Raw genomic sequence first — 16812 nt, 5'->3', positions numbered from 1 at the left:
AAACGGAGACAGTTTCCTCCATTAATCTGTTTAATCACAGAAGAAAGGAGGAAACCGTATGAAGAAAAGCCGCATCATCAAAGTGATGATTGCTTTGATTGTCATTGCCGGCCTGTTTTCTGCCAGGTATATCCGCGCAGCCAAAGAGACGGCTAAGAACGATCAGCCCAGCAAGGCGTTTATTGAAACTGTAGATGCTCTGTATCAGGAAAACAGTGATATCACTGTGCAGGATCAGAATAATAATGATGTAACAGCACAGTTCAAGGCTGAACACCAGAAGGACTATGACAGCCATGACTATCAGGCCATCCGTTCTGATGTCATTGGCAGATACTCCTTCAGCGGCAAGTCTCTTCCTGGCAGTAAAAGCTGACAATCCATAACAAACAAAGGTCTGTGGCTCACCAATACCACAGGCCTTTTAAGCAAGAACAAAAGAAGAAAAGACTTGATGAACCATTTTTGATTATTGGTATTGCTTGATTGACATGTGATTTCTTTCCAGTTGTTCTGGTTTTTTGTGCTGTGATCATGGTTCTTAAATCCGGTATTTGTAACCGCTTGTAAACTGGCACATGGTGGGTTAAAATATATCCAGTCAATGAAATTCAGGAGGAATGATAGCAATGAAACAGATTTCAGTTACAGTCGTTGACCCGGTAGGACTGCATGCACGTCCTGCTACGGTTGCCGTAAATGCCGCAAGCAAGTTCAAGAGTGAAGTAAAGGTATCCTATAAGGGCCGTACCGTGAATATGAAGTCCATCATGGGTGTGATGTCTCTGGGTATTCCGACACAGTCTGAGATCACTGTCACATGCGACGGTGAAGATGAGGATGTCGCTGTCAAGACAATCGAAGACGTGCTGCGCGCGCAGAAAGTCATTGCCTGAAGTGAGGTATGAAGAGGGATTTGGCCATATGCGCCAGTCCCTTTTTTTCAGGGAAAAGGAGTAAAAGATAATGGATTACAGGGAAGAGTATAATCGTTGGCTGAATGCGGATCTGGTGGACTTTGATCTCAAGCATGAGCTGCATCAGATTGCGGATGATGACGAGGCCATCAAAGATCGTTTTGCCGTTGCTTTGAAGTTTGGTACTGCCGGCCTGCGTGGGGTGCTTGGAGCTGGCACAAACCGGATGAATATCTGGGTTGTACGTCAGGCGACGCAGGGTGTTGCCGACTGGGTGAAGACCCAGGGTGGTACACAGACTGTTGCCATCTCCTATGATTCCCGTTTGAAGGGATGGAACTTTGCCCGTGATGCGGCTGGTGTACTGGCTGCCAATGGCATTCATGTTGTGATTTATGATGAACTGATGCCGGTACCGGCACTGAGCTTTGCGACCCGCTACTATCATTGCAATGCCGGTATCATGATCACGGCATCCCATAACCCGGCAAAATATAATGGTTATAAGGCATATGGACCGGATGGCTGCCAGATGACAGATGATGCCGCCGCTGTTGTCTATGCCTCTATCCAGAAGACAGATGTTCTGACGGGTGCTGCTTATATGAGCTTTGCGGAAGGCGTGAAGCAGGGATTGATCCAGTTTGTTTCAGATGAATGCAAGAATGCTTTGTATGCAGCCATTGAAGCATGCCAGGTAAGACCGGGTCTTTGTGCAAAGGCTGGTTTGAAGCTTGTCTATTCACCTTTGAATGGTACGGGCCTTGTGCCGGTTACCCATGTTCTGCAGGATATGGGTATCACTGATATCACAATTGTACCGGAGCAGGAATATCCGAATGGCTACTTCACAACATGTTCTTATCCGAACCCGGAAATCTTTGATGCCCTGAAGCTTGGTCTGGAACTGGCCAAGAAGGAAGGTGCAGATCTGATGCTGGCAACAGATCCGGATGCGGACCGTGTCGGTATTGCCATGAAGTGTCCGGATGGCTCCTATGAGCTTGTCAGCGGCAATGAGATGGGTGTTCTTCTGCTGGATTACATCTGCGCCGGCCGGATTGAAAAGGGCACGATGCCTGCGCATCCGGTGGCTGTGGAATCCATCGTTTCCACGCCGCTTGCCGAGGCTATTGCCAAACACTATGGCGTTGAGCTGCGCCATACGCTGACTGGCTTCAAGTGGATCGGTGATCAGATTGCTCAGCTTGAGGCAAAGGGTGAAGAAAAGAGATTCATCTTCGGTTTTGAGGAATCCTATGGCTATCTGGCAGGTTCCTATGTCCGTGATAAGGATGCGATTGTCGGCTCCATGCTCATCTGTGAGATGGCTGCCTACTATCGTTCCAAGGGTTCTTCCATCAAGCAGCGTCTGGAAGAGATCTATGCCCAGTATGGCCGCTATCTGAACAAGGTCGATGCCTTTGAGTTTGACGGCCTTTCCGGTATGGAGAAGATGGCTGGCATCATGGCTGGCCTGCGCAAGGAAGCACCGGTTTCCTTTGCCGGACATAAGGTTGTCAAAGTCACTGACTATGAAGACAGTGCAGCAACCGGTCTGCCGAAGGCCAATGTCCTGCGCTATGATCTGGATGATGGTGCCGTTGTAATCATCAGACCTTCCGGCACCGAGCCAAAGATCAAGACATACTTCACAACCAAGGGTGCTGATCTTGAAGCTGCCCAGAAGGAGAAGGATGAGCTTGCGGCGGCTGTCAAACCGTTATTATCCTGAGTCATTTTCTGACACAGATGGGTTTCCATCTGTGTCTTTTTTTATGCTTGCACTTCACACATTGCCTGCAATCCATTAAAATTGTTAGGCAGATAGCTGTATTAGAAAGCGGGGACATATCATGGATGATGAGATGCGGATGGCGCAGTACCATGCCGGCCAGTGCATAGATGCCTGGAAGCTTTTTGGTGCGCACCGCTGCCGCAGGAACAACTGTGAAGGTGTCAGTTTTGCCGTCTATGCCCCGCATGCCCGCAATGTCTTTGTCATCGGCTCTTTCACCAACTGGGAGGATCATCCCATCCGTATGATCCGTACCGGCTTTACCGGTGTCTGGCAGGTGTTTGTGCCCAATGTGTATGAATGGGACAGCTATAAATATAGGATTGAAACAAACCGCGGTGACTGGATCGACAAGGCGGATCCATATGCCTTTTATGCCGAGACAAGGCCGGAAACAGCCTCCAAAGTTGTGGATCTGCGGCGTCTTTCGTGGTCAGATGAGATCTGGCAGAGCCGTCCTTCTTCCTTTGATAACCGTCCTGTCAGTATCTATGAAGTGTATGCCGGCGGCTGGAAGAAGAACGGAGACAATCCGTATACCTATGGCATGATGGAGGAAAACCTGATTCCGTATGTCAGGAAGATGGGTTTTACGCATATTGAACTGATGCCTCTGCAGGAACATCCGTTTGATGGTTCCTGGGGCTATCAGGTATCCGGCTGCTATGCCGTGACATCCCGTTATGGCAATCCATATGAGTTTGCGTCCTTTGTCAATGCCTGCCACCGGCAGGGCATTGGTGTCATTCTGGACATGGTGCCCGTACATTTCTGTGCCGATGCCTTCGGCCTTGCCCGCTTTGACGGGGAGGCACTGTATGAATATTCCCGTCCGGAAGATGCCTGGAGTGAGTGGGGTACTTTGAATTTTGATCTTGGCAGAGAAGAAGTACGGTCTTTTCTGATGAGTGCCTGTGCTTTCTGGTGTGAGATTTATCATCTGGATGGGCTTCGCCTGGATGCCATCAGCAACATGATCTTTTGGGGCGGTGACAAGAACCGCGGCATCAACCAGGGGGGCATTGACTTTGTCAAACGGTTGAACTATTACATGCATCAGTACTATCCGAAGGTATGGATGTGTGCGGAAGACAGTACTGCCTATCCCGGTGTAACAACACCAGTGCAGTCAGGCGGCCTTGGCTTTGACGGCAAGTGGGACCTTGGCTGGATGCATGATACCCTGGATTACTTTGGCACAGCACCTGATGTGCGCATTTCGCATCCGCAGTCACTGCTGTTTTCGATGCAGTATTTCTATCGCGAACACTTCGTTCTGCCGCTGTCCCATGATGAAAATGTGCATGGCAAGCATACGGTCATCGGCAGGATGTATGGCCGCTATGATGACAAGTTTGCCCAGCTGCGTGCCTTGTATGGCTATATGTTTGCCCATCCTGGCAAGAAGCTGAACTTCATGGGCAATGAGATTGCCATGTTCCGGGAGTTTGATGAAAGCCGTGTTCTGGATTGGAATCTGTTGGACTATCCATCCCATGCCAGCTTCCAGAAATACTTTGCCAAGCTCAATGAACTGTATCAGCAGGAAGAGTCACTGTATGTGCATGAGGATGATCCGCTGTTATTCCACTGGTTTTTAAAGGGAGAGAACGGTGTGTTTGGCTTTGTGCGGGGCAATATTGTGTGTCTGCTGAATACAAGTGATAAAAAGCAGGAAGTACAGATTCCGGAAAGGAATGTGGAGGTGCTGCTGGATTCTGAGGATCAGGAATACGGGGGCCGGGGCAATTGCCAGATATATATTAAGGATAAGGAAACGGATATTGTGCTGATGCCATTTGCATGTATGTGGCTGCAGCAGAAATAGATTAGAAAGAGGGATTGAATGTTCAGGAATAAGAGAGAGTTCAAGGCGGAGTTCCGCCGCAGGCTGGTGGAGGATTATGGCTGTGAGATGGAGCAGACAAGTCTTGCGGAGAAATATCTGACGCTGGGTACGATGGTGCGTGATTATGCGTCCAACAACTGGAAGGATACCAAGAATGAGACAACATCAAAGGATCTCAAGCAGGTGTATTACTTTTCCATGGAGTTTCTGCTTGGCAGGATGTTAACAAGCAATCTGAAGAATCTCGGCATCTATGATATGGTCACAGAAGGCCTGCAGGAGCTTGGCCTTTCCTACCAGGAGATTGCGGATCAGGAGAATGATCCGGGTCTTGGCAATGGCGGTCTTGGCCGTCTGGCTGCCTGCTTTATGGATTCGGCTGCCAGTGAGAACTATGTTGTCAATGGCAACTGCATCCGCTACCGGGCAGGTCTGTTCCGCCAGTATATCAATAAGTATGGCGAACAGGTAGAAATGCCGGATATGTGGATGCGGATTGGCAATCCATGGGAAGTCCGCAAACTCAAGCATGCCGTGGATGTAAAGTTCTATGGCCAGATTGAGGTCAGCTATGATGAAAACGGTGATATGCATTTCAAGCACCGCCATGCCAGCCATGTACTGGCTGTGCCTTATGATATGCCGATGATCGGTGCCCATACAAAGACGGTCAATACACTGCGTCTTTGGAGTGCAGAGCCGGCGGATGTGGCGCCGCGTGACCGGGATTACCGGCAGTATCTGTCTGATGTGGATGCGATCTGTCTGAATGTATATCCGGATGATTCTACGGAAGAAGGCAAATATCTGCGCCTGAAGCAGGAATATTTCTTTGTCTGTGCCGGCGTGCATTCCATTGTGGAAACCCATCTGAAGAACTATCCTTCGCTGGATAATCTTGGGGAAAAGGCTGCCATCCAGCTCAATGATACCCATCCGGTGATGGTGATCCCGGAACTGATGCGGGTATTGATGGATGAGTATGGCTATTCCTGGGACAAGGCATGGGCCATCGTGAAACAGACCGTATCCTATACCAACCATACGGTGATGGCAGAGGCTCTGGAGAAGTGGCCTATGCAGTATATTGAGAATCTTCTGCCGCGTATTGCCATGATCATTTCTGAGATTGACCGGCGCTATTGCGCCTGGGCATGGCAGCAGTGTCCGGATGATCCGGACCTGGTCAACCGCACCCGTCCTTTGCGCGGCGGCACCCTGCACATGGCTGCCCTGGCTTTGATCGGCTCCCATGCGGTCAATGGTGTGGCTGGCATTCATACCGAGATTCTGAAAAATGACCTGTTCCGTGACCAGGTACGTCTGTATCCGAACCTGATCCAGAACAAGACCAATGGTGTTACCCCGCGCCGGTGGCTGATGTACTGCAATCCCGAGCTGAAACAATTGCTGGATGATACGATCGGTACGGCCTGGGAGAGTGATTATCATCACTTTGAGGATCTTCTGAAACATGTGGATGATCCATCTGTGCAGGAAGCCTTCCTGGATGTCAAGCAGGTGCGCAAGGAGAAGCTGGCCGCTTACGTCAAGGATCTGACCGGTGAGATCATTGATCCTTCTTCGATCATTGATACGCAGGCCAAGCGTCTTCATGCCTATAAGAGACAGCTGCTGAACATCATGCATGTGATCTATCTGTATCAGCGCATGAAGAATGATCCGTCCTTCAGGATTGCGCCGCATACGTATCTCTTTGCGGCCAAGGCAGCTTCCAGCTATACCTTTGCCAAGAGTGTGATCAAGCTGATCAACTGTGTGGCTGCTAAAATCAACAATGATCCTGACACAAAGGATGTTCTTAAGGTTGTTTTCCTGCCGAATTATTGTGTGACGATGGCAGAGACACTTGTGCCGGGCACGGATATTTCCGAGCAGATCAGTACGGCTGGCAAGGAGGCTTCCGGCACCGGCAATATGAAGTTCATGATGAATGGTGCCATCACATTGGGCACACTGGATGGTGCCAATGTGGAGATTGACAATCTTGTCGGCCGTGACAATGATGTGATCTTCGGCCATACAGTGGATGAGCTCAACAGCCTGCAGTACAGCTATCATGCGTATGATTATTATCAGCAGGATGGCCACATCCATGATGTAATGGACACGCTGATCAATGGTTTCTGGAATGGCAATCCGGATGAATTCAGAATCATCTATGATGAACTGATTACCCGGAATGATTCTTACTTTGTTCTGGCTGACTTTGATGCCTATGTCAAAGCACAGGAAGAGATTGCAAGACGTTACGCTGACCGCAATGGCTGGGCACGCAGCTGCCTTGTCAATATTGCCAAGAGCGGTTATTTCTCTTCGGACCGTACGATCGAAGAGTATGCCCATGATATCTGGGATCTGAAGAAGCTTGATTTTTAAGAAAGAGAGGACACAGTTATGCCGGCAATGCATGCATATGCGGATGACTTTGGTGTGATTACCATCTGGATGAAACGCAGCTTTTATGGTGGCCGCTCAGATTATTTCTATCTGACATCCGATCAGGGCCTGTACATGGATCTGATCGTCAAGAGTGTGGAGGAACATCCCGATGCTGTGAAATATCTGTTAACAACACCGGCAGATCTTCCCTTTGGCATTGCATACCGCCTGCATGAATCCCATGGTCTGACCGTCCCGGTGGAGATGCGTCTGATCTGTCAGAAGCCGTTCTTTGCCAAAGAATTCATGTATGACGGTGATGATCTTGGCCCGGTGTATCATCCTTTATATACACTGTTTTCGGTCTGGGCACCAACGGCTGTCAGCGTGATCCTGAAACTGGATAACCGCGGATCCCGCACTGCCCATCCGATGACACGTACGGACCATGGTGTGTGGCGGGCCAGGGTGAATGGTGATCTGCGCCATGCGGTCTATACCTATCTTGTCAACCGCAATGGCAAAGTTGTGGAATCTCTGGATCCCTATGCACTGTCATCGACAGCCAACAGCCATGCCTCGGCAGTGATTGATCCCAATCTGATTCCCCATACCCATGTGTCCTGTACCAACAGAATTGATTCTGCCGTAGATGCCATCATCTATGAATGCTCTGTGCGTGATATGACAAGCGCGCCTAACAGCGGCACAAGCACGCATGGCACCTTTGATGCATTGAAGGAAGAGAATACTTCCTGGAAGGGCAGCCCGACCGGGATGAGCTATCTGGCTTCCCTTGGCGTGACCCATGTGCAGCTGATGCCGGTGCTTGACTTTGTGACGGTGGATGAGGAACATCCTTCCCGCAATTATAACTGGGGCTATGATCCCGCCCAGTATCTCAGTATTGAAGGCAGCTATTCTTCGGATGCGGATGATCCGTATGCACGCATGAAAGAGCTACGCATGCTGGTGGATACCTTCCATAAACATAATATGCGGGTGACATTAGATGTGGTATTCAACCATATGTATGATGTGGACACAAGTCCGTTCAACTGTCTGACCCCGTATTACTGGTTCCGCTACAATGATTCCGGATACCTTTCCAATGGCTCCTATTGCGGCAATGATCTGTCATCCACCCAGCCAATGGTACGGAAGTACTTTGTGGATGTCTGTACGAAACTGATGGATCTGTATGATGTGGATGGATTCCGCTTTGATCTGATGGGTGTGCTGGATGTGGATACGATGAATGCGATCCATGATGCCGTCAAAGCGAAAAAGCCGGATGCCTTATTATATGGAGAAGGATGGGATATGCCGACCATGCTTGCACCACAGGATAAAGCATGCATTGTCAATCAGAACCGCATGCCGGATATCGGCCATTTCAACGATTACTTCCGTGATACCGTCAAGGGTAAGACATCTGATGACCAGAAGTATGCCAAGGGATATATCACCGGTGATCTGGACATGGCTTTCGGCATGTGCTCGGCAGTGACCGGCAATGTGATTGGTGATCCGTATTTCTATCGTTTTGATTCCCCATGCAAGACGATCAATGGCACCGAGACCCATGACAATGCGACCAGCTGGGACAAGATGCGGGCATGCTGTTCGAGTGAGAACCATGATACCCGTCTGTTACGGCAGAAGATGTTACTGGCCACAACACTGTTCTCCATTGGTGTGCCATTCCTGCATGCAGGTCAGGAATTCTGCGGTACAAAGAACAATGTGTCCAACTCCTACAATGCCGGTGACGGCATCAACCAGATGGACTGGGACAGGGCAATCCAGAACCAGGATATTGTGGAATACACACGCAAAGCCATTGCTTTGCGCAAAGCTTACAGGGCATTCCACTATGCCTCCCAGAAGGAAGTGGTGGATAACGTGCATGTATCCGTGATGGATGGCAATGTGGTTGCCTGTGATATCCACTGCCCGGATCCTGAGCATGCATGCACAGATGTACGGATCCTGTTTAATCCTTCTTATGACAATCATGAATATGGCAGCGGGGATGAGTGGCAGGTGATCTTTGATCATGATGGCAATCCGCAGGCACAGAAGAGCACTGTGATTTATGTGCCGGGGCTGTCTGTGATTGTGGCCGTGAAGAATACACCGGAACAATAATCCATGGATCGAAAATGAGAGAGTCATATCCATACCGGATATGATTTTCTTTTGGCTTCCTATAGTATAATGAGACAAAACAAAGGAGTTTCTATGACAGACCGTTTGAAGAAAGTTATCTGTATGATGAGTGCGGCTCTGCTGTGTGTGCCGGCGGTATTTGTGCCGGTCAAAGCAGAAGAGACAGCACAGGGAAACAGTGATTTTGATGCCCTGCTGCAGCAGGATTTCATCAATACGATGGAAGATGATTACCTGACCATGCACTTTACCCTGAAGGATCCTGAAAGCATGGGCATTGTCAAGCCGGAAGTGACGGTTGGCAAAGATCCCCATACTGAGATCACCAAGGCCAAAAGTGAAGCAGAAGATATGCTGGCTAAGCTCAAGGCCTTTGATTATGACAGCCTGAGTACGACCCAGCAGCATGACTATGATGCCCTTGTTTATGCCTATACGGACCAGCTGAACCGCTCGGATGAGAACTATGACTGGCTGTTTACACCAGGCAATAACCTGATTACCAATCTGTCTACCAACCTGACAGAGTTCATCTTCTATACAAGAGAAGATTTTGATGACTATGTGACACTGCTGCAGTCGGTGCAGTCTTATCTGGCTGCCTGTCTGAGCTTTACCGAAGAACAGGCCGAGGCAGGCTACTTTATGTCTGACAAGGCACTGGAAGAAACAGAGTCACAGATTGCGTCCTTTGTGGCCAAGACCCAGGACAATCCGATCATTGTGGACTTCAATGATGATGCGGATGCTTCCCAGCTGTTAACCGATGGAGAAAGAGTGGATCTCAAGACACAGGTCAGTGATATTGTCATCAATCAGATCATTCCTTCCTGTCAGATGATTGCCGACAAGCTCAATGGCTACAAGGGCAAAGGTGGTCAGACCGGTTATTATGACATGGATGGCGGCCTGGATTACTACACGCTGGATGAACAGAATACGGCCAGTACGTCAAAGCCTCTGGATGATCAGTTTGATGAACTTGACAGCTTTATCCAGGATACGGTAAGTCAGCTGGCATCCCTTGGCTCCAATGCCGGCAATGGCACCGTGAATTTCACCGATGCCAACAAGATTCTCAGCTACCTTTCTTCGGAAGAGACAAACTATGGCTTCCCGGCGATTCCGGATGTGACTTACACGGCTGACAGTCTGGATCCAAGTGTTGTGTCCGGCAATGTGCTTGCCTATTATGTTTCCGCACCGGTGGATGATTACAGCAATAATGTCATCAAGATCAATGATTCCAATATTTCAGATCTGAATGAGCTGTACGGCACGCTTGCCCATGAGGGCTATCCGGGCCATCTTTACCAGCATGTATATTATCTTGCCACAAATCCGAACCTGATCCGGGAGGCCTGCAGCTTCCTTGGCTATACGGAAGGCTGGGCAATGTATGCCGAAGTGCATGCCTACAGCTGGAATGTGCTGAGTGATTCGGATGCCACGTATCAGCAGGTCACAACCGAGCTGAATTATGCCCTGTGTGCACTGGCGGATATTGGTGTCAATGGCATGGGCTGGAGTCAGGATGATCTGTCTGATTATCTGAGCAGTGTCGGCCTGAATACACAGGCGGCCTCCAGCCTGTATGAGCAGTGTCTGATTTATCCAACGGACTATAACAGCTATGGCTATGGTCTGGTCAGACTGGTTACGCTGGAAAATGAGGCACGTGAAGCACTTGGGGATGATTTCGAGCTGGAAGAATTCAACAAGGTAATTCTTGACAATGGACCAAGAACCCTGGATTCCGTTGAGGATGATGTGACTGCCTGGGTAGAGGCTAATGGCGGTACGATGAAGTCTGACAGCAAGACAAGCAAATCTGCATCGTCGTCCTTTTCACCGGTCTACGGTGTGGCAATTGCGGCTGGTGCTGCATTGATTATTGTCTTTGTTGTGCTGAAGAAAAAGCATAACGGGAAGGGACTGGCAGAGTAAGCATGGTGCATAATACATGGTGGCCATGGCTGCAGGAAGAGTGGCAGCAGCCCTATTTCAAACAATTGTCTGCCTTTCTGCATGAAGCATATTCCCATGGGAATATCTATCCGCCCCGCCAGCAGGTATTTGCGGCTTTTGAAAACTGCGACTATCCGGATATCAAAGTCGTAATCTTAGGCCAGGATCCGTATCATCAGAAAGGCCAGGCCCATGGTATGTGTTTTTCCGTCAATCCGGGTGTTCCCATTCCACCGTCTCTGCAGAATATCTTCAAGGAACTGCAGGATGATCTTGGCTGTTACATTCCCAACAATGGCTATCTGATGCCATGGGCAAAACAGGGTGTGTTTCTGCTCAACACGATCATGACGGTGGAGGATTCTCATCCGCTTGCCCATAAAGGAAAGGGCTGGGAAACCTTTACGGACCATGCCATTGCTAAAATCAATGAGAAGCAGGATCCGGTTGTGTTTCTGCTATGGGGCCGCAATGCCCGCAGCAAGGCATCCATGATCGACCAAAGCCGCCATCTTGTTCTGGAGGCACCGCATCCTTCTCCCTTAAGTGCACACTATGGCTTCTTTGGCTGCCGCCATTTCAGCAAGGCCAATGCCTTTCTGAAAGAACATGGCAGAGAACCGATTAACTGGCAGATTCCGGACCTTTGATGCATTGCGTACATATGACTGTCCTCTTGGCAGGACAGTCTTTTTTTAGGCAAATCAATGTAAGCGCTTAGATTTTTGCCTGTTTTTCAAATCTGATACCTGCTAGAATACAGTTAGAGATTGAATCTGGAGGACAGTTTATGGAAAAACTGAGTCCTTCCGCACTTTTGGAAATTGATACCATTGTTGCAAAACACCGGAACCAGCCGGGACCGGTCATTGAGATGCTCCATGAGGTGCAGAATTCTCTGGGGTATATTCCGTTTGAAGCAATGGAGAAAATTGCGGAAGCTGCAGGGACCAGCCCTGCCCAGGTATATGGCGTCGTGACGTTCTATGCCCAGTTTACAACCCAGCCAAAGGGAAAACATGTCATTAATGTATGTTTAGGGACAGCCTGCTATGTCAATGGCAGCCAGAAGCTGGCAGATCTGCTTGCCAGCGGTACCGGTGCTTCGATTAATGAGACAAGCCAGGATGGCCTGTTTTCCCTGGATGCCACAAGGTGTCTTGGTGCCTGTGGGTTAGCACCGGTATGCATCATTGATGGCAAAGTTTATGGCAATGCATTGGTTTCGGGCAATGCTGTAAAGCGCATTGAAGAGATCAAGGCACAGGAGGCAGCTCATGGATAATATCATTCATTCTCTGGCTGAGCTCAATGCCATCCGGGATGCGTACCATGACAATGTACTTGTACGCATGGATGACAGCCATCCTGTTTTTGAAGCAGACAATGTGCATATGAATATTCTCTGCTGTGCTGGTACCGGCTGTACAGCAGGTGAATCTGAGAAAAACATTGAACGGTTTGAAAAGCTGATCAATGAGAACCATCTGCAGGATAATGTCGAAGTCATCCGCACCGGCTGCTTCGGTCTTTGTCAGAAGGGACCGATCGTGGCGATCTATCCCGACAAAATCTTCTATACGCACGTACATCTGGAAGATGTCGATACCATCTTCTTCCAGCATGTCATCGGCCGCCGTCCTTTGCAGGACAAACAATTATGCGACAAAGATCCTGTTACCGGCCAGACGGTTTATGATCTGGATAAAATCCGTTTCTATCAGAAACAGATGCGGATTGCTTTACGCCATTGCGGCAGGATCAATCCGGAAGATATCAATGAGTATATTGCCGTGGGAGGCTATCAGGCTCTGGCTATGTGCTTGGCAGAGAAATCGCCGCAGGATGTCATTGATATCATCAAGGCATCCGGCTTGCGGGGAAGGGGCGGTGCTGGTTTCCCAACCGGTAAAAAGTGGCAGTTTGAAAAGGATCAGCCCGGCAATGAGAAGTATGTCATCTGCAATGCGGATGAAGGCGACCCCGGTGCTTTCATGGACCGCTCCATTCTGGAGGGAGATCCCCACAGTGTCATTGAAGGCCTTGCATGCATGGCATATGCGGTTGGTGCCCACTATGGCTATATCTACATCCGGGCAGAATACCCGATTGCCGTCAACAGACTGAAAATTGCTTTGCAGGAAGCACGGGAATATGGCCTGCTTGGCCGCAATATTCTTTCCTCCGGTTTTGATTTTGATCTTGAGATCCGGCTTGGTGCCGGTGCGTTTGTGTGCGGTGAAGAGACAGCTTTGATTGCCTCGATTGAAGGCAGGCGCGGCATGCCATCACCCAAACCGCCTTTCCCTGCCGTCTGCGGTGTCTGGGGCAAACCTACCAGCATCAACAATGTTGAAACATTGGCCAATGTACCGATCATCCTGACCAAGGGCGCATCCTGGTACAGCTCCATTGGTACAGCTGGTTCCAAAGGCACCAAGGTATTTGCCCTGGGCGGCAAGATTGTTAATACAGGTTTAGTCGAAGTGCCGATGGGGACAACCCTGCGGGAAATCATTTATGACATTGGCGGGGGCTGTCCTAATGGCAAACGGTTCAAGGCTGTACAGACCGGCGGACCATCCGGGGGCTGTCTGACGGAGAAGGAACTGGATACACCGATTGACTATGAGACATTGACAGCGGCTGGTTCCATGATGGGTTCCGGCGGCATGATCGTGCTGGATGAAGACAGCTGCATGGTGGATGTAGCCCGTTTCTATATGTCATTTATCTGTGATGAAAGCTGTGGCAAATGTACACCATGCAGGGTAGGCACAAAACGTCTGCTGGAGATGCTGGATGCCATCGCCGAAGGCCGTGGCACCCTTGAAATGCTGGATGAGATGGAAGAGCTCTGCCATGAAATCAAGGATACGGCTTTGTGCGGTCTTGGCCAGACAGCACCCAATCCGATCCTTTCATCCCTGCATAAATTCCGTGATGAGTATGTGGAACATGTGGTGGAGCACAGATGTCGTGCCCATGTATGCAAGCGTCTGCTGCGCTATGAGATTGATGAATCGGCGTGCCGGGCTTGTTCTTTGTGTGCGCGCAATTGTCCGGTGCAGGCAATTTCTGGTGAACCGGGCCGCAAGCCATACCATATTGATCAGGACAAGTGCATCAAGTGTGGCAGCTGTCTGAATAACTGCCGCTTCCATGCGGTGCAGAGACTGTGAGGTGAGAAATCATGAGTGAAGTACATATCAAGATCAATCATCAGTTTGTGACTGCGGAAAGCGGAGATACGATCCTGCAGGCTGCCAACCGGGCCGGCATTCAGATTCCCACCTTGTGTTATCTGAAGAATGTCATCCGCTCCGGTGCCTGCCGGGTATGCCTGGTGGAAGTCAAAGGGGCAAGAGCACTGCTTTCTGCCTGCACAACACCGGTCTCGGAAGGAATGGAAGTCTATACCAATTCGGAAAGGGCAATCAAAGGCCGCAAGACAACCGTTGAACTGATGATGTCCAACCACAACAAGAACTGCCTTTCCTGCAAGCGGAACCAGAACTGTGAATTACAGCGGCTTTGTGCTGAGCTTGGCATCCGGGAGAACCGGTTTGAAGGAGAACATTCACCAGCCACCCTGGAACAGGCAAGCTGGGGCATTGTGCGTGATACAAGCAAGTGTGTGCTGTGTGAGCGCTGCATTGGTGTCTGCCGCAATGTGCAGGGTCTGGGTATTCTGTCCTTGCAGAACCGCGGCTTTTCTACAATCTGCGGTCCGATTGGCAATGGTTCCTTCAATGATGTGGACTGCATGCAGTGCGGCCAGTGTGTCATTTCCTGTCCGACCGGTGCCTTGAGTGAGAAGGAAAACATTCATGATGTGATTCTTGCCATCAATGATCCTGACAAGGTTGTGATTTGTCAGACAGCACCTGCTGTAAGGGCAGCATTGGGTGAGGAATTCGGCCTGCCGATTGGCACCCGGGTGACCCACAAGATGGTAGCAGCCCTGAAACGGTGCGGCTTTGACCGTGTGTATGATACCGACTTTGGTGCGGATTTAACGATCATGGAAGAAGGACATGAACTGCTGGAAAGAATCAAGGGACATGGTGTTCTGCCCATGTTTACCTCATGCTCACCTGGCTGGGTGCGCTACATGGAATATGAATATCCGCAGCTGCTGGATCATCTTTCGACGTGCAAGTCACCGCATATGATGTTTGGCGCCATCTGCAAGACCTATTGGGCAAAGCAGCACAACATTGATCCATCAAGGATCTATGTGGTATCAATCATGCCGTGCATTGCCAAAAAGTCTGAGATTCATAAAGTGGAAAATCAAACTGGAGAATATCCGGATGTGGATGCGATACTGACGACAAGAGAAGCCGCAAGATTGATCAAGATGTATGGCATGGATGATCTGGAGGCACTGGAGCCGGAAGACTATGATCAGGATTTCCTGGGTGCTGCTTCGGGTGCCGGGGTGATTTTCGGGGCCGGCGGCGGTGTGATGGAAGCGGCATTGCGTACATTGAAGCAGGAAACAGAAGGTAAAAAGCTGGAACGTGTGGATTTCAGTGAGTGCCGCGGCATGGCCGGTGTCAAGGAAGCGCAGGTTGAGCTTTTAGGAAAGAAGTACTGGGTGGCTATGGCCAGTTCGATGTCCTGTGCAAAGCCATTGATTGAGGATGTGCGCACCGGGACAAGCAAGTATGCTTTCATTGAGATCATGGGCTGTCCGGGCGGCTGTATTAATGGCGGCGGCCAGCCGATTGTCAGTGCAAGGGCAAAGCATGGACGTTTGGGCTACTCCTATAAAGATCTGCGCATGAAGGCGCTGTATGAGGAAGACCGCTATGCCCCAGTGCGGGTGTCGTGTGACAATCCGCAGATTCAGCAGCTGTACAAAGAATTTCTGGGAACACCGGGCAGTGAGATCAGTGAGCAGCTTTTGCATACTTCCTATCATGCAAAACCGCGTTTTCAGAGATGGAAAACGGAACCTGAAAACCAGCCGTGAGTTTCCTTGGCCTTTTCCTGTGTTTTCAGCCAAAAAATGATCAGGATGGGATATAACTCAAGTTTTGAAGTAAAACGGCAAATAATCAGGTGAATACTGACGATTTGCCGTTTTCTCTGTGTAGTGAATTATCCCTTATTCAAGGCAGTTGAAAATTAATATTTCAGGAGTCTTCTGATGTCTTCCTGTGTGCGGTATTTGTAGGAAAGCTTCATGTTGAATGCCTTGCCGCAATCGTCAATAATTTCATTACGGAAGTGGAACTGATAGGTGTTTTTCTCGAATGGTGCACAGCTGTATTTTCTGAGTGATTCCAGGAGCTGAGCAGCTGTATATTTCCTGTCCAGCCTGATCTGCAGCAGACGGATGATGACCAGGGCTGTAAAGCATACCGTGAAGTGGGCATCAATGTGATCATTGGTTCTTACATAGATCGGCCGTGTATCAAACTCGGATTTAGTAATCTTGAAGGTTTCTTCAATGCGGGCGAGTCCTCTGTAAATCTTTCTGATCTCGATGTCTGTCAGGTTAAGCTCACTAGTTACGATGGAGTAGTATCCATCGTATTTTTCTTCTTCCTTGATCTTGGCTTCATCCAGTTCAAGATTCTTGTCTACAACTTCTCCAGTCTCTTTTGAAAAGCTGAGATTCATTACGTATCCGGAGGCTCCTTTGGCACTGACCTTGTCATATTTCTTTGGATGGGCAATCAGATCCTTTGCCC

The 16812-nt window shown here is 49.4% G+C and carries 12 protein-coding genes; 11 read left to right on the top strand and 1 reads right to left on the bottom strand.

What is annotated here, in order from left to right; all coding sequences use genetic code 11:
- The first annotated feature begins 58 nt into the window (after nucleotides 1-58).
- From SOI44_RS06160 to SOI44_RS06110, 11 genes are all read left to right on the top strand, one after another.
- Nucleotides 59-376, top strand: coding sequence for a hypothetical protein (locus SOI44_RS06160; protein ID WP_331348347.1), 318 nt, complete (start codon nucleotides 59-61; stop codon nucleotides 374-376).
- Between the two features lie 253 nt (nucleotides 377-629).
- Complete coding sequence (locus tag SOI44_RS06155) at nucleotides 630-896, top strand: phosphocarrier protein HPr (RefSeq protein ID WP_108774368.1); 267 nt, start codon at nucleotides 630-632, stop codon at nucleotides 894-896.
- 70 nt (nucleotides 897-966) lie between these two features.
- Complete coding sequence (locus tag SOI44_RS06150; protein ID WP_331348346.1) at nucleotides 967-2652, top strand: phospho-sugar mutase; 1686 nt, start codon at nucleotides 967-969, stop codon at nucleotides 2650-2652.
- A gap of 121 nt (nucleotides 2653-2773) precedes the next feature.
- Nucleotides 2774-4543, top strand: coding sequence for a 1,4-alpha-glucan branching protein GlgB (glgB, locus tag SOI44_RS06145; RefSeq protein ID WP_331348345.1), 1770 nt, complete (start codon nucleotides 2774-2776; stop codon nucleotides 4541-4543).
- Between the two features lie 18 nt (nucleotides 4544-4561).
- The gene (locus SOI44_RS06140; RefSeq protein WP_331348344.1) at nucleotides 4562-6964 is read left to right on the top strand and encodes a glycogen/starch/alpha-glucan phosphorylase; all 2403 of its coding nucleotides are present in this window, start codon (nucleotides 4562-4564) and stop codon (nucleotides 6962-6964) included.
- 18 nt (nucleotides 6965-6982) lie between these two features.
- Complete coding sequence (pulA, locus tag SOI44_RS06135) at nucleotides 6983-9118, top strand: type I pullulanase (protein ID WP_331348343.1); 2136 nt, start codon at nucleotides 6983-6985, stop codon at nucleotides 9116-9118.
- Between the two features lie 93 nt (nucleotides 9119-9211).
- Nucleotides 9212-11086, top strand: coding sequence for a DUF885 family protein (locus SOI44_RS06130; protein WP_331348342.1), 1875 nt, complete (start codon nucleotides 9212-9214; stop codon nucleotides 11084-11086).
- A 2-nt stretch (nucleotides 11087-11088) separates the two neighbouring features.
- Nucleotides 11089-11757, top strand: a complete 669-nt coding sequence (ung, locus tag SOI44_RS06125; RefSeq protein ID WP_331348341.1) for a uracil-DNA glycosylase — start codon at nucleotides 11089-11091, stop codon at nucleotides 11755-11757.
- A gap of 140 nt (nucleotides 11758-11897) precedes the next feature.
- Nucleotides 11898-12392: an NADH-quinone oxidoreductase subunit NuoE family protein gene (locus SOI44_RS06120; protein ID WP_331348340.1), complete on the top strand. Its 495-nt coding sequence runs from the start codon at nucleotides 11898-11900 to the stop codon at nucleotides 12390-12392.
- A gap of 109 nt (nucleotides 12393-12501) precedes the next feature.
- Nucleotides 12502-14289: an NADH-ubiquinone oxidoreductase-F iron-sulfur binding region domain-containing protein gene (locus tag SOI44_RS06115; RefSeq protein WP_442914582.1), complete on the top strand. Its 1788-nt coding sequence runs from the start codon at nucleotides 12502-12504 to the stop codon at nucleotides 14287-14289.
- A gap of 11 nt (nucleotides 14290-14300) precedes the next feature.
- Nucleotides 14301-16088 carry an NADH-dependent [FeFe] hydrogenase, group A6 gene (locus SOI44_RS06110; protein WP_331348338.1) on the top strand — a complete coding sequence of 596 codons (1788 nt, stop codon included), beginning with the start codon at nucleotides 14301-14303 and terminating at the stop codon, nucleotides 16086-16088.
- 155 nt (nucleotides 16089-16243) lie between these two features.
- Here the strand turns inward: SOI44_RS06110 and SOI44_RS06105 are convergent.
- Nucleotides 16244-16812: IS1634 family transposase (locus SOI44_RS06105; protein WP_442914581.1), on the bottom strand; the 569-nt coding region annotated here is incomplete at its 5' end.

It is taken from the genome of Lactimicrobium sp. (assembly GCF_036453465.1).
GTDB lineage: Bacteria > Bacillota_I > Bacilli_A > Erysipelotrichales > Erysipelotrichaceae > Bulleidia.
This window is presented reverse-complemented; position numbering and strand designations above follow the sequence as displayed.

Coding starts and splice junctions, on each gene's coding strand:
- SOI44_RS06150 (WP_331348346.1), top strand. CDS start 967: ATGGATTACAGGGAAGAGTATAATCGTTGGCTGAATGCGGATCTGGTG.
- SOI44_RS06120 (WP_331348340.1), top strand. CDS start 11,898: ATGGAAAAACTGAGTCCTTCCGCACTTTTGGAAATTGATACCATTGTT.
- SOI44_RS06130 (WP_331348342.1), top strand. CDS start 9,212: ATGACAGACCGTTTGAAGAAAGTTATCTGTATGATGAGTGCGGCTCTG.
- SOI44_RS06115 (WP_442914582.1), top strand. CDS start 12,502: ATGAATATTCTCTGCTGTGCTGGTACCGGCTGTACAGCAGGTGAATCT.
- pulA (WP_331348343.1), top strand. CDS start 6,983: ATGCCGGCAATGCATGCATATGCGGATGACTTTGGTGTGATTACCATC.
- SOI44_RS06160 (WP_331348347.1), top strand. CDS start 59: ATGAAGAAAAGCCGCATCATCAAAGTGATGATTGCTTTGATTGTCATT.
- SOI44_RS06140 (WP_331348344.1), top strand. CDS start 4,562: ATGTTCAGGAATAAGAGAGAGTTCAAGGCGGAGTTCCGCCGCAGGCTG.
- SOI44_RS06110 (WP_331348338.1), top strand. CDS start 14,301: ATGAGTGAAGTACATATCAAGATCAATCATCAGTTTGTGACTGCGGAA.
- SOI44_RS06155 (WP_108774368.1), top strand. CDS start 630: ATGAAACAGATTTCAGTTACAGTCGTTGACCCGGTAGGACTGCATGCA.
- ung (WP_331348341.1), top strand. CDS start 11,089: ATGGTGCATAATACATGGTGGCCATGGCTGCAGGAAGAGTGGCAGCAG.
- glgB (WP_331348345.1), top strand. CDS start 2,774: ATGGATGATGAGATGCGGATGGCGCAGTACCATGCCGGCCAGTGCATA.